General features: G+C 44.7%; 12 protein-coding genes. 8 read left to right on the top strand and 4 right to left on the bottom strand.

What is annotated here, in order from left to right:
* Positions 1-63 precede the first annotated feature (63 nt).
* The 3 genes from J5X94_RS13170 (at position 64) to J5X94_RS13180 (ending at position 3478) form a co-directional block, all read left to right on the top strand.
* A complete protein-coding gene (locus J5X94_RS13170) occupies positions 64-2235 on the top strand; it encodes a D-alanyl-D-alanine carboxypeptidase/D-alanyl-D-alanine-endopeptidase (protein WP_228293268.1) in 2172 nt (723 codons plus the stop codon).
* A 43-nt stretch (positions 2236-2278) separates the two neighbouring features.
* The gene (locus J5X94_RS13175; protein WP_210541542.1) at positions 2279-2794 is read left to right on the top strand and encodes an ABZJ_00895 family protein; all 516 of its coding nucleotides are present in this window, start codon (positions 2279-2281) and stop codon (positions 2792-2794) included.
* Positions 2795-2938: 144 nt separating this feature from the next.
* Entirely contained in the window at positions 2939-3478 is a 540-nt protein-coding gene (locus J5X94_RS13180) for a DUF421 domain-containing protein (RefSeq protein WP_194621211.1), read from the top strand.
* 194 nt (positions 3479-3672) lie between these two features.
* Here J5X94_RS13180 and J5X94_RS13185 read toward each other — a convergent pair whose 3' ends face one another.
* On the bottom strand, positions 3673-4119 hold the full coding sequence (locus J5X94_RS13185; RefSeq protein ID WP_210541543.1) for a DUF2147 domain-containing protein: 447 nt from the start codon (positions 4117-4119) through the stop codon (positions 3673-3675).
* Positions 4120-4369: 250 nt separating this feature from the next.
* Between J5X94_RS13185 and rlmH the strand changes: the two genes are divergently transcribed.
* Positions 4370-4858, top strand: coding sequence for a 23S rRNA (pseudouridine(1915)-N(3))-methyltransferase RlmH (rlmH, locus tag J5X94_RS13190; RefSeq protein WP_010196493.1), 489 nt, complete (start codon positions 4370-4372; stop codon positions 4856-4858).
* Between the two features lie 296 nt (positions 4859-5154).
* Positions 5155-6057, top strand: a complete 903-nt coding sequence (locus J5X94_RS13195) for a DODA-type extradiol aromatic ring-opening family dioxygenase (protein WP_228293269.1) — start codon at positions 5155-5157, stop codon at positions 6055-6057.
* 33 nt (positions 6058-6090) lie between these two features.
* On the opposite strand, the gene J5X94_RS13200 is transcribed toward J5X94_RS13195, so the two are convergent.
* Together J5X94_RS13200 and J5X94_RS14060 are read right to left on the bottom strand one after the other, a co-directional pair.
* Positions 6091-7584: an amidase gene (locus tag J5X94_RS13200; RefSeq protein WP_210541544.1), complete on the bottom strand. Its 1494-nt coding sequence runs from the start codon at positions 7582-7584 to the stop codon at positions 6091-6093.
* 215 nt (positions 7585-7799) lie between these two features.
* Entirely contained in the window at positions 7800-11144 is a 3345-nt protein-coding gene (locus tag J5X94_RS14060) for a DNA translocase FtsK (protein WP_210541545.1), read from the bottom strand.
* A gap of 549 nt (positions 11145-11693) precedes the next feature.
* Here J5X94_RS14060 and trxB point away from each other — a divergent pair.
* The 3 genes from trxB to J5X94_RS13220 are packed head-to-tail and all read left to right on the top strand — an operon-like array spanning position 11694 to position 14000.
* Positions 11694-12716, top strand: a complete 1023-nt coding sequence (trxB, locus tag J5X94_RS13210) for a thioredoxin-disulfide reductase (RefSeq protein WP_210541546.1) — start codon at positions 11694-11696, stop codon at positions 12714-12716.
* Complete coding sequence (aat, locus tag J5X94_RS13215; RefSeq protein ID WP_210541547.1) at positions 12717-13535, top strand: leucyl/phenylalanyl-tRNA--protein transferase; 819 nt, start codon at positions 12717-12719, stop codon at positions 13533-13535.
* A gap of 33 nt (positions 13536-13568) precedes the next feature.
* Positions 13569-14000: a MerR family transcriptional regulator gene (locus J5X94_RS13220; protein ID WP_210541548.1), complete on the top strand. Its 432-nt coding sequence runs from the start codon at positions 13569-13571 to the stop codon at positions 13998-14000.
* Between the two features lie 63 nt (positions 14001-14063).
* On the opposite strand, the gene rimI is transcribed toward J5X94_RS13220, so the two are convergent.
* Positions 14064-14543 (bottom strand): ribosomal protein S18-alanine N-acetyltransferase, encoded by a 480-nt coding sequence (rimI, locus tag J5X94_RS13225; RefSeq protein WP_210541549.1) that lies wholly within the window; start codon positions 14541-14543, stop codon positions 14064-14066.
* Positions 14544-14845: the final 302 nt, after the last annotated feature.

Genomic DNA, 14845 nt, shown 5'->3' on the forward strand with positions numbered 1-14845 from the left:
TCTACGCGAAAACAGTAACTCATGTTAGTATAGGCGGCTTTTGCTACCGAATAAAAGATGCTCATGCGACCTACTTCTAGACTCTGTCATTCCTCCGTGCTTACCGCCACATTATCGCCTATTTTTAGTCATTTGCGATCGTTTAATCAGACTCATAAATGGTTGGTTGCGCTGACATTAGTGGCAGCCCCGCTGTATGCGCAAGCAGCATTGCCCAAAGCTATTCAAGCGGCATTATCACGAGCTGACTTAACAGAAGCTGATATTAGTATCATCATCACACCAGTTGGTGATAAAAACGCCAGTCACCTGCCCGCTCCGATTCAGGTCATCGATAGCAGCTCGGATAGCTCCTCTAAAAGGGTTTCTCAACCGAAACAAACCGCTAACGTAAATGCTGATATAAAGGGTAACGCTCAGACAGCCACGCAAAATAATAATGACAAACTCAATGAGAAAAGCCACCTGCTCCAACAGAGTACATTGGTTACCATTGAGCGGCGAACCATTGAAAGACATGAGCAAAAACTGCATGCTTACACCGATGATCCTTACACTTATCAAAGCTTAGAAAGTATCCCAACGATATTGGGCGATAAGACAAAAACAACCATCATTAACGATGATGGTAATAATGCCAATATTACAGAAAATAGCGATAAAACCAGTCATATTAATACTGATGCTACATCCATAAAGATTTCATTTTCACCAATACTGAATCACCAATCCGATATCGCTCGCACGCCTGCCAGCACCATGAAGCTCGTTCCCAGCTTTATTGCTTTAGACACCCTAGGCGCTGATTTTGTCTGGCATACCCGTGTCTATCATACAGGCCTCGTCATCGGTGACCGCTTACATGGTGATCTGATTATTCAAGGCAGTGGTGACCCAAAAATGACCCACGAGCGTTTAAAACAGCTTCTCTATAAAGTAAAATCGTCGGGTATTCGTCATATCGAGGGTGATATTATTGTCGACAGTGCCGTCTTTAAAAATGTCACTAAAGATCCTGCCGCCTTTGATAACTCACCACTGCGCCCTTATAACGCCAGTCCCGATGGTTTTTTGGTGAATTTCAGTACCATTGGCATCAAAAGCTATCCGTTAAACGATGACCAAGCAAGCCTGACTTATACACCGCAATTAGCAAATTATGATTTGCCCAGCATAATAGATACGCGCTCAGCTGCTTGTGGACAAGCGCGTTATAGTCTCGCACCGCAGTGGCAAACGAAAAAGCTTGTGTTAAATACTGGTTTGCCCAATAGCTGCCAAGAGCACGCTTTTTATGTCGCTTATCCTGATGCCAAAGATTTTGCGGCACGTGTTGTCGCCGCAAAATGGCAAGAGCTAGGCAATACCTTAAGTGGCGATGTCATCACCCAAGAAACGCCTTACACTACAGCAAAAAGTACTAAACCCACGCATGGTTTGTCAGCACTGTCTATGTCCCCGCTGCCCATTGCCAGCTATCCGTCCTTGAATTTGACTAAGCAGATTTATGATATCAATCACTTCTCAAACAATGTCATGACTGAGCAAGTGGCGCTATCGATTGGCGCTTATAGCCAATCCACTATGGTGAAAAATAAAACCAAAGCAGGTGGCATTGAAGCAAATAGCATTGAAGCAATTGACGTTGAAGCCATTAATATTAAAAGCAACGCAGAATCTGATATAACTAGTACAAATAGTTATACGCTAAGCGATGTCAATGCCGCAAATAATAAAGCTGCAAATAATAAAACCATCAATAAGCCGACAACCAGCTTATATCAGTTTGGCAAACCTGCTGTTACGGACTATCCTGCGGCCTTACAAACGATAAATCAGTGGTGGCAGAGCCATATGAACACACCAGCACCGTATCTAACCAATGGCTCAGGACTCTGCCGTGATTGTACGATAACGGCTGCCAACTTAAGCGAGCTATTAACTTACGCTTATAGCCATCCAAGCTTCGATGCTTATGTCAATTCGTTAGGCATCGCTGGAGTCAGTGGTACCATTGCTGCTCATGGCGCACGCTTACCCGATTCAGCCGCCACAGGGCGCGCATGGATAAAAACGGGTACTCTAAATAATGTCACCTCAATGGCAGGCTATGTCAAAGGGTTGTCGGGACAAGATTATGTCGTTGTTGGACTCATTAATAGTGAGCAAGCATTAAACGCTTATACGGCTAGACCCGTGTTAGATGCGATGCTTGATTGGACAGCGCAGCATTAAGTGTTTTTAACATCCTATTTTTCACCTTTATAAAGGGTCGCTCATGTCACGCAAGACAACCAATCTCAATAAACCCAAGACTCATTCAGACCGCAGTGCGCTACCGAAAAATCATGAGTCAGCTCAATCCCAACTGGCACAATATGTGGGATTTTTTGCGGTGGGCTATATTCTTGCCAGCGCAATATTTATGATGATTCAAACCAAACTTGCTCTGAATTCGCAACTGGTGACTGTGCTCTCTATCATTATCGGTGCTTATATTGCGGTCAGTAAATTTATTAAGCATCAACAGCGCGCCCTTAGTAAAAGTGAAATCAATCGTTTAATGTTTGGCGGGGTCGCAGTAGTTTGGTTACTCACTGCTATTTATTTCTTAGGCATATGGTTCTTTTTATTTGATGCAGTGAATCGCGAAGTATTGATTGAGATGGCTATGCAACAACCTCTCCCGCTCATTTCTGCCTTAGTCATGATATTGGTACTGACTTTTATCAGTGCCCGCATCAGTATTTTGGCGCTGAATCATCTCCTTAACCCCAAACGTAAAACAGGGTGAACACGCGCTGCTGTCTACAACGTACTACAAAGTTTATTCACCATTAAGGCGTGAATTCCGTTACGCTGGTTTTAGCTGGTGTGATATTTAGCAGCTGACCTTTAAACATTGAATCACTTTGTGCTATTGATAGGAGTCAATATTATGGACATGCTATTTTTTGACAGTATAGACAAGCTTGGACGCATCGTCTTAACGACCGTCATGGTTTACGTCTTAGTCGTGCTGACCACCAAAATCTCAGGTAAGCGCTCCACATCACAGCTCAATAACTTTGATTGGATCGTCACCGTAATGATCGGCTCATTGGGTGCTAGCACTATTTTGCTCAAAGACATCCCTTTTATCGAAGGCGTGGCCTCTATTTTGGTGCTATACCTACTACAATTTTTGGTCACCAAATACGCTTCCATCTCACCGCAATTTAGCAATTTTATTTTATCTGAGCCGCGTATTGTCTTTTATCAAGGGCAGTTTTTGCCCGATGCTATGCGAGATGAGCGGCTGACCCGTCAAGAAATCGAATGTGCCATGCGTTCTGAAGGCATGAACAGCTTCGATGATATTGAAGCCATTGTCTTTGAATCTGATGCTAAGCTGACCATCATTCCAAAACCAAGCGATAATGCTGATAGCCAAAATACAGAAGACAAAGTCTCGCAAACCATTGCTTCACTTATGTAATGTCACTTATGTAATGTCACTTGTATAATGTCATTAGAGGGTAATAGCAATTGGTTAGGGTCTGTTGAACAAACAGACATAAAAAAGGATAGCCAATCTAATCGGCTATCCTTTCTGGTTAATTTATGTCTCAATGATACGCTTGCTTCAATGGCAAGCTTGCTCAATAATCTATCCAGTAGGCATTACACACGTTACTTGATACGTTGCCACGTTTGCGAACGACCAAAGAGTGGCGAACCGACATAACCTCGTAGATCTAGGCTTTGACCGTTGTCACTTAACGTGAGTTTGCCAGAGTACGTCTTGCCGGATTCAGGGTCTACTAACTTGCCATCGCTCCATTTATTGTTACCGTCAGCCTTTAAGCCCGATAGAATCTGTAAACCTTCGATTGGCTTGTTTTTGAGGCTGCCAGGACATTTGGTACAAACAGCTTTAGCCTCTTCCTTATTGAGTACTTTGATGATTTTTCCTGAGACTTTACCGTTGCTTTCATTCAGCTGAATGATGGCCTTTTTTTCACCAGTTTTATCATCAATGGTTTGCCATTTCGTGCCGTTTAAAGAGGCAGCAAAGACAGAGGTAGACAGCAGAGCACCAGCAGTAAGGGTAAGTGCAATAGATATAGTACGATTCATGAACGACTCCTTTCGTTAAAAAAACTTTCAATTGAACTTATGGTAGATCAAAAAATTAGCATAAAAATATTGCATAAAGACATTGTATAATTGCTCATCACTTCTCAAGATGATTGCGAACTAAAGAACAACTGTTTGTCGAATGCTAGTAAAGCATAAAAAAAATCTTTGTAAAAGAGGTCTTTGTTACGGCAACTTAAGCTTAGATTTTTTTTGTTACATTTTCTCACGTATTGACAGGGTAAGTATTATGAAAGTAAGAATTTTGACCGTTGGTAACAAGATGCCGAGCTGGGTACAGACTGGCTTTGATGAATATTTCAAACGTATCCAACCGATGCTCAGTACAGAAATTGTTGAACTTGCTGCCGCCAAACGTGCCAAAAACCCTTCGGATGCCAATCTTGCTCAGTATCGCGAGCAAGAAGGTCAGGCGATATTGGCCGCTCACAATGCAGCGGGACGTGAGCAATTATGGGTATTGGATGTCAAAGGAAAAATGCTCTCGACAGAAGGGTTGGCAGATAAATTGGCCGATGCCATGCAGCAAGGCGATGATATAGCTCTAGTGATTGGTGGCGCTGACGGCGTATCACCAGAAGTATTGGCAAAAGCCGATGTGAAATGGTCATTATCCGCGCTGACGTTGCCGCACCCATTAGTACGTGTGGTCTTGATGGAGCAACTATATCGGGCGATGAGTGTCAATCACAACCACCCTTATCATCGCGGCAATTAAAAATCGTAGTTACTCGAAATTATAGTAACTGAAAATACCATGAGCAGATGTGTTAACGAATGAATGAATGATTGCTTAAAACAGATATAGTCGATTCAATTTAAAAAGAATACAGCTTAAAAAGAATACAGTGCTGCTGCGATGAGTTTTTCGAAGCCTCTGGAGGGCAAAGCGCACAGCAGGCGAAGAAAACTCATGCCAGCAGAACGCTGTTTTTAGCATACTGTTTTTATTTTGAACTGGTTATACCTCATCAAAACGATTGAAAAACGAGCACATGCCCTAATAAACGGAACATGAAATATCCAAAACGAGCGACACCGAACGCCCCTTATGCGCATCAGCAACGTGAGCAACCTCACCAAGAGACGCATACGCCCATTACGACCACAGCAGCTTTGGCAAACGCCCAAGCTGGGCAGTCAACTGCGACCAACTTAGCCAAGCTACCAGCAGTATTTATCTCGCATGGTGCTCCAACGCTGGCGATTGAGCAATCGGCCACGACCAGTGCACTGGCTCGTATCGGGCAAAACCTACCCAAGCCACGTGCCGTCGTTATTATGTCGGCGCATTGGCAGTCGGCGAAGCTAGAAATCAGCAGCAACCCACAGCCAAAAACGTGGCATGACTTTTCAGGCTTTGCACCTGAATTGTATGAGCTACAATATCCTGCTGCTGGTCACCCAGCGCTCGCTGAATCACTAGCACAGCAGTTAACGGCACGCGGTATTACCTGTAGCGTCAATCCGATGCGGGTCAGCGACCATGGTGTCTGGGCACCGCTCAGACATCTCTATCCGCAGGCCGATGTACCTATCGTACAAATATCGTTGCCACGGCACTATGACAGTGCTGCCTGCTATCAGCTGGGCGCGCAACTGGCGCAACTGCGCGAGGAACAAATACTCGTCGTTGGCTCAGGCAATATCACTCATAATCTACAAGCCCTACGCTGGGAAGCCGAGAGCATAGATGAGACCGCACAAGACTTTAAGCTCTGGTTGTTACAGCAGCTCAAAACAGACATCCCAGCGGCATTAGACTGGCAGCAGTATCCTAACTTTCGTGACATACACCCAAGCGACGAGCATTTACTACCGCTATTTTTTGCCCTAGGAGCCGGTCAACGCGTCTCCGTCGTGCATCAGAGCATGGCGCACCATAGCTTGGGAATGGATATCTATCGCTTCGATTAGGCAACTATCAATCAAGCGATAGCAAAAATAAAACTACTTCTCAAAAGCTGCCTTGGTAAACAACCCAGCGCGCTCCATCTCGCCAGCAATACTAAATAAAGTAGTCTCGTCATTCATACGTCCAATCAGCTGCATGCCAATCGGCAAACCCTTTTTGCTCATGCCTACGGGTAATGACATAGCAGGCAGCCCAGTGACATTCCCCAGCAAGGTAAAGGCCATTTTTCCCAGCACCGGCTGACTAAGCTTTTCGATCATACCCGAACTAAAGGCATATTTCCCCATATCAATGCCTTTATTTAGTAGACCTGCGCTGCGCATGAGCATTTCATCCATACGACTTGGTGGTAGCACGCCATGCTTAACCGCAGGCGTCGGTATGGTCGGGCACAGAATCATATCGTAGGTCTCTAATAATAGACCCGTTTGATATTGGCTATCATGCCAGCCATGCTTAGCGTGTGCCAAGTCAACGGCAGAGAGCGAGCGTCCTAGCATTGCCATATTATAGGTTTGCGGCTCTAGGTTCTTTATATGTTCCGCACCAAATTTGCGTTCGATATTATCAATGGTAAAGGCTGTATGGGTACAAACCACCACTAAAAAATCATGCCAAAATTGTTCGATATTAATATTCGGCTCAGCAGGCACCACACGATGACCCATGCTTTCTAATTGCTTTGCCGTCTGCTCCAGTACAGCCAGTACTTCTTTGTCCACTATTGTATTGGCAACTAATGGCTGCTGGTGCAAAGCTATCGTTAATTGCCGAGGGGCACGCATCGCTGCTTGCAAAAATGTCCCATCAGGTGGCGCAATCACATAAGGCGCGCCAATCTCAGCGCCACTCGTGGCATCGAGCATCGCAGCACTATCACGCACACTACGGGTAATCACGTGATCAGCGACCGCGCCTTCCCAACCTTCACCAAATGACGGGCCCATTGGGTTACGTCCACGACTGGGTTTAAGTCCAACCGCCCCACACCACGCTGCCGGAAAACGTATCGAACCGCCACCATCGCCAGCACCTGCCATCGGTACGATACCGCTCGCCACTGCCGCCGCGCTACCACCCGATGACCCACCAGAGCTATAGCCCTTTTTGAATGGATTATGGGTGGCACCGTGCGCTTTGGGTTCAGTGGTGATGATTAAACCAAACTCTGGCGTATTGGTCTTGCCGAAAGTATTGACACCCGTCGCTTTCATACGCTTAACGATTTCGCTGTCGTTTTCTGGCACGACATTCACGCTACGACTGCCCATCGTGATGGGTTCGTCAGCAAAATAAAATGATAGGTCTTTGAGTAAGTACGGCACACCATTAAATGCACCTGCTGGCAATCCTGCTTGCGCAGCATTATAAGCACGCTCATCAAAGCGATGAATGATTGCGTTTAACTTAGGATTCAGTGTGTTGGCTTGATGAGTCGCAGCGTCTAATAGCTCTTTGGCACTGACCTCACCTAAATTGACGAGCTTGGCTAAACCTAGGGCATCGTATTGGGTGTATTCTTTAAACATAACTAACCTTCCTTGGAGAGTAATTGGACTAAGCATTTTTGAAATTAAGTGATATTTATCCCATAACTCCTGTCAGTTTAGTATAAAAAAACACTGCTGATAATCGATAAACAAACTCACTAGTCATTTAAGCAATAGCGCTACCATATATTTCTAATAAAAAAACGAGCTACTCTCGTGACTCGCTTTTTGTGATTAATCAAACTCATCATCTTTTACATCAACAACTCACGTTTGCCGCTTTTACCCATCGAGCTGACCAATCCAGCCTCTTCCATTGAATCAACGATACGAGCGGCACGGTTGTAGCCGATACTAAATTTACGCTGGATACTAGAGGCAGAGACCTTTCGCGTCTCCATGATAAATGCCACTGCATCGTTATACAGGTCGTCATCCTCACCAGAAGCGTTGCCGCCACTACCACCACTGCCAGGACTAGACAATTCAAAGTTGCCTGCCATGTTATCAATATAATCAGGCGCACCGCGCTCACGCCAAGCATCACAGACACGATTGACCTCTTCATCGCTGACATACGCCCCGTGCACACGGTCTGGCTCAATTTGCCCTGGGCCTAAAAACAGCATATCACCATTACCAAGCATGTCTTCTGCACCGCCACTGTCTAGAATCGTCCGTGAATCCACTTTTGAGTTCACACGTAACGCTGCACGCACTGGGATATTGGCTTTAATTAGACCGGTAATGACATCGACCGATGGACGCTGGGTGGCAAGCATTAAATGGATGCCTGCCGCGCGTGATTTTTGTGCTAAGCGCGTGATCAGTTCTTCAGCTTGTTTACCGACTTGCATAATCATATCGGCAAACTCATCCGCGACAATGACAATCATCGGCAAGGTTTTGAGCTTTGGTGCTTGGCTGATGCTCACGCTATCATTGGGTCGCCATAATGGATCGAGCATTGGATTGCCCGATTTTTCAGCAGCGATGACCTTTTTATTAAACTCATTAAGCTTACGTACCTTTAATAAGCTCATCAACTGATAGCGGCGCTCCATTTCTGCCACACACCATGACAAAGCACTGGCGGCTTCAGTCATATCGGTAACGACTGGCGTCAGTAGATGCGGGATATCGTTATAGTTTGCCAGCTCAAGCTGCTTTGGATCAATCAAAATCAGGCGCAGCTCGTTCGGTGTATATTTGAGTAGCATAGAGAGTAGCATTGAATTGACTAATACTGATTTACCAGAGCCTGTGGTACCCGCAACCAACATATGCGGCGCGCGCGCAAGGTCAGTAATAATAGCATTACCACCGATATCCTTACCCATCGCCATGCTGATTTGGGCTTTAGGATCTTGGAATTTTTCGGTATTCAACAGCTCAATCAAACGCACCATTTCGCGTTGTTTGTTCGGCACTTCGATACCGATATAAGGCTTGCCCGGGATGACTTCGACCACACGCAAAGATGCCATTGATAATGACCGTGCCAAATCACGTGAAATACCCGTAACTTTACTGGCTTTTACCCCAGCAGCAAGCTCTACTTCAAAGCGTGTAACGACTGGCCCCGGAATGGCATTGACTACTGCGGCCTTAACATTGAATTCTTGTAATTTAATCTCTAATAGCTCTGACAGCTTATCAAGCTCAGCGATGGTATAGCTTGGCTTACGATCAGGATCTGGCTTATCTAAAATAGAGATCTCTGGGATAGGCGTTAAGCTACTGCGATAGGCGGCCGTTTGCATCGAGCGTGATTTTTGACTAAAAGCGCCATCGTCACTGATATGCGGCATAACGGGCGTATCGCTATTATCATCGCGGCTGTCATCCTCAGGCATCATATCCGTAATATGGTTGCCGCTATCACCCTCTGGCACCGCAAAGCTGACCGTTGGCTTAGATGCGGCTATCGGTTCAGCAGCTGGCGCTGAAACGTTAGTTTCTACCTTAGGAGGTAATGTTGGGTTGGTCGGTGGCGTATTTGTCGGGGTCATATCAGCGACTGGTGCGACGATACTTACATCATCCTCTTCTAGAGCAGGACTTTGTATTGACAATGAGCTTTCCCATTGCTCTTCATTTGATAACTTGTCTGATGACCCAGCAGAGGCGTCATAAGTATTCTCTACTGCCGTTTTTAGTGCTGGCTGTTCAGGTTTATTAGTATCTTCTTCTGTTTCTTGATAAGGTGAAACAGGCGCATGTTCTGACAACCAAGACTCTGCCAATGTATCAACCGTTTCGTTCGTTTCATCTGTTGCATGGTTGTCATCTGATGACATAGTCTGAGGCGCATCGGCAAAATTAGGCGCGATTTGCTTGCTTGCTGTCTCTGTAATTGCTTGCTCGACCTCTTCTTTATTAGGATTGACGGTAGAGCTCGCGCTTGGTGTCTCCAGCTCTAGCGTTGCCATGTCTGTTGACGTATCTGTTGCCGTGTTTATAGACACTGCTGTCTCTTTTGGCGACTCAGCATTATTGATATAAGCAGGGGCAACAGAATCAGCATCATGAGTAGCGCTATGAATGCTTTGGTCGTAAATAGCCATATCGCTTGCCAATAAGTCATCAACAGTATTAGCATCATTCCAAGCAAAGCTCGGCTCTACTTTACGGCTAGGAGTCGTGACAGGGCTTGGGGTAGTAGATACCTTGTTATCACTAAAGTTGCTTACGCCAGCGCTGCTAGGCGTGGCAGGTACGCTTTGTAAATGCTCACCCTCACCCACTGCGGATCCTTGCGTGGCTGCTGCCATAGAAGCTTTTACACTGGCACCCAAGCCAGAACTCGCTAAAAATTCGGTGAGTACATGATTAAAGCGACCACTGCTATCGGATTGTTGCGTATTAGCATCATGCTCAGTTGCTTGCAGCTCAAGGGGCAGCTGGTCATACTCTGGAACAGCGCGCGATGCTTTTTCGTCGGTTAGGGCTTCATTATTTTGCTGACGACTATTTTCAGCGGCCTGCACACTCTCATACTTATTATCTTGGTTTTTTACACCAGAACCAAGCCATGACAGGGTCATAATTTTTTGGTATATCGCGAGCCAATGAATATTAAAAGCAAAGGTTGCCGTAATAATTACGAATACCGTTAAAAAAACCACACTCCCCCACTGCGACAATAATTGAGCCAAACGCGCTTGCAGTTCGAGACCGATGATACCACCCGCGACCCCTGTCAGACCTGTGGTAACTGGATCTGCTATTTGCTGCACTAAAGCGACCAACTGCGCAAATAAGGCGCTGGCACTTAGAATCAAAAACACGTAAGCGACTACGCGTAGCAACCAAAACGTTGGCTTATTGTCCCACCAAATAAGAATGGACTCATAGACCACAAACGCCAACAACCACCATGCGCCAAAACCAAAAAAGCTATAAAGCAGATCAGACAACCACGCCCCCATCTCGCCACCCATATTGTTAATGGTGGTCATGTCACTACTGATGTGCGACCAACTAGGATCGTTGCCTGTATACGTCATCAAAATGACAAACAGATAAACGGCCAGTATTAACCCAAGGAGGGTAAATATTCCCTTTTTTAAATACTCAATAAGCGGTGCTGATATCACGTAAAATCTGCCTTGTTATTAATACTAAATGGTCGCCAGTGCATGACTAAGCCTAATCATGCTGACATAAAGTGTTGACATAAATGTACCGAGCGAAGTGTTTGTTTGGCATGTGCCGATCATAGAGTCTTTAAATAACCATTATCGCTTGGCTCCTACTACACTTGGCATAACTTCTTATAATAACAAATACATAGGTGCAGTGGCGACAGTCTTATAAAGAAAGCGTGTAAGAAAGTAAATCAATAGACACTTTGCGCAAGAAAACAGCTGGTTAGCAAAACACTAGTGGCAAAATATTGCTCACTGTATTGCCTAAATTCTATAAAATAGCCTCTGTTTTTTGCACTTATATTCCAAAGCTATTTATTCTTTGATTCTAATGATACCTATGTTTGTTTTAGCAAACTTGCACTTTTTGCCGTATGCCCTTATGTTATTATCACACAGCAATTAGAAAAACTATATTAGTCGCACCTTTTGATATTTGTCTTTTTATTATATTTATCACTCACATTTTTAATTCGTATATTTTGCAAGGAACCACTCATGGCAACTGATACTATCGCTCCACGTCACGAAAAGCTCATTATTTTAGGCTCAGGCCCTGCGGGTTACTCTGCCGCGGTCTATGCTGCGCGCGCTAACCTCAAGCCCGTTATGGTCACTGGTATGGAAGTGGGTGGACAATTAACCACCACCACCGAAGTCGACAACTGGCCAGGCGATGCTCATGATTTGACAGGCCCTGCACTGATGGAACGCATGAAGGCTCATGCTGAACGTTTTGGTACAGAATTGGTTTATGACCATATCAATGATGTCAATCTGAATGAACGCCCTTTTCAATTGACAGGTAACAATGGCACCTATACTTGTGATGCCTTGATTATCTCAACGGGTGCGTCTGCACAGTATTTGGGGCTAGAGTCAGAAACCAAATTTAAAGGTTTGGGCGTGTCAGCTTGTGCCACTTGCGATGGGTTCTTTTACAAAGACCAAAAAGTCGCGGTGATTGGTGGTGGTAATACAGCAGTCGAAGAAGCACTATATTTATCTAACATTGCCTCTGAAGTCACGTTAGTGCATCGCCGTGATGGTTTACGCTCTGAAAAAATCTTACAAGATAAATTGTTCGAAAAAGCCAAGAATGGCAACGTCAAAATCGAATGGAACCATCAAGTAAAAGAAGTCGTCGGTGATGACATGGGCGTAAATGGTGTAGTTATTGAATCTATGATTGATGGCAGTACCAAGCAACTAGATGTATTTGGTATGTTTGTCGCCATTGGTCACAAGCCTAATACCGATCTATTCAAAGGGCAGCTCGACATGAAAGACGGCTATCTTATCGTTAACAGTGGCCTAAATGGTAATGCCACACAAACCAGTATCGAAGGTGTGTTTGCAGCAGGCGACGTGGCTGATCACGTCTATCGTCAAGCCATCACTTCTGCTGGCACTGGCTGTATGGCCGCGCTTGATGCTGAAAAATACTTGGATGCCATTGGCGAAGCCACTGCGTTAGACCATACTTATGCGTCAACGCTGACTGCTGATCAAGAAGACTAAATGAACAGCTTCTCACAATATAACGCCAATAACAACGAGCAGCTTATCACGCCTGAGACCTTAAAAAGTCTTGGGCGTTATGACTTTCCTGATCCTATTTCTATTGATCCTGATGGAGTGGGTATTGTCGCCATGGGCGGCGACTTAGCGCCCGAGACGCTTATATCTGCTTATGCGCAAGGATTGTTTCCTTGGTTTAATGAAGATGAGCCTATCGCTTGGTGGTGTCCTGAACCGCGCTGCGTGATTGTGCCGACCGACTATCAACCCAGCAAATCTCTGCGTAAGCAAGCAAGCCGCGCGCGTTGGCAAGTGACACTCAATCAAGCTTTTGATGACGTCATTCACGCCTGTAGTTTACCGCGCAGTGATGGTCTCAATACTGAGCTGCCTGAAGGTGAGCACACGTGGATTCATGATGAGATGATCGAGGCTTATACCAAACTACATGCTCATGGATTTGCACATAGTATCGAAGTTTGGGATGACGCAGGCACACTTATTGGTGGATTGTATGGATTAAAAATAGGCAATATCTATTTTGGCGAGTCGATGTTTCACCGTGCATCCAACGCCTCTAAGTTAGCATTTTGGGGTTTGATGCGCTTATGTGAGCAGAGCAACGTTGCGCTCGTAGACTGCCAATTACCCAATGAGCATCTCATGAGCTTAGGCGCGACCACCCTACCACGTGCTGAATTTCTTTCCCAATTGGATACGCTAATAGCCACTCATTCAGTCAAGTGGCAAAAGAACTCTCACAAGTCCCTAAGTGTATCGCTCCTTGATAGCAAGGAATCTTGGCAGCTCAACTCATGATGGTGGTGACAGCGACAAAACAACGAGATTATTATGACACCTGATACATCATTTTTATTAATTGGAAAGCTGGCGAGCGAAGCCAATACCACCAAAGACACAGTGCGTCATTATGATGAGCTGGGGCTACTCAAGTCGCGTAAGCGACAAGCAGGCTCACGGCTCTATACTGAGTTTCATCCTGAATGCATTGAGCGCATTGAATTGATTAAGAGCGCACAAGCTATTGGCTTTACACTCACTGAAATCAAAGACAGTCTTAATGACTATTATGATGGGCAGCTCGATATTGATTTACAGCTAAGTCTCACTCAGCAAAAACTGGCTCAAGTCAAAAAACAACAGGCCAATATCAATGTCATGGTAGAGCTCTTAAGCGAGCGCATCGAAATATTAGAACGCATGCAAGCAGATAGTGACTATGAGCTCGATATTGAAGTCTGCAAAAAGACCATCCCCGAGTAATCTAGAGCCTGTCTTCATTCCTAACGTTTATCAATCCAATAGCATCTGTGCTATTTATGGCTATTAAAGGTACACACGCTGCATAATCAACGCATCAATGGCTGGGCGATGAGGCATTTGGTAGTAGCCTTTACGCCGATGAATCACTGCCAACCCTTGCTGCTCGTACAAAGCAATCGCTGAAAAATTATCTGCGCGTACTTCTAATAATAAATTTTCCACCTTATTATTCATCAATTCAGTATTCAATTTAGCAAAAACTTGCGAGGCAATACCTTGGCGTTGGTAATCAGGATGCGTGCCAATGCGAAGGATCTCTGCTTGCTCGAAAACCACTTGATATAGGCAATAGCCAACGATTTTATCAATTTGATAAACGACTGATAAATTAATACTATCCTGTGCCAATAACTCTATTATTGTCTGATAACCCCAAGCATCTCGCGACTGTACCATAGTTTCAATATTTGCTACTGCTTGAATCACTTGTTCAAACTCTATTGCATCAATTAGCAGCTCTTCTATATTTTCTATAGTGAACATGGCCTATCCTTTATTCTTATTAAACAATAGCGTTTATTTTATCGTAAATACTGATTTTTATTTACTCATATAGTCAAAATACCCCAAAAACGCTACGATACTGCTGATATCAATTTTTTGTAGCCTCTGTCTGCACAGGCACAGCAAGCAAGAAAAATTGATATCAGCAGTGCGTGATGTATCGATATTACTTTTTACTGACTATATCACTCAATCAACTTATTTCACCCAAAAAAAAGCCACCCTCAATAAAGAGAGCGGCTTTTCACGAACTGCTTAACGACTATCAGATTACTCTGACA

It is taken from the genome of Psychrobacter sp. K31L (assembly GCF_017942195.1).
GTDB classification, from domain to species: Bacteria; Pseudomonadota; Gammaproteobacteria; order Pseudomonadales; family Moraxellaceae; genus Psychrobacter; species Psychrobacter glaciei.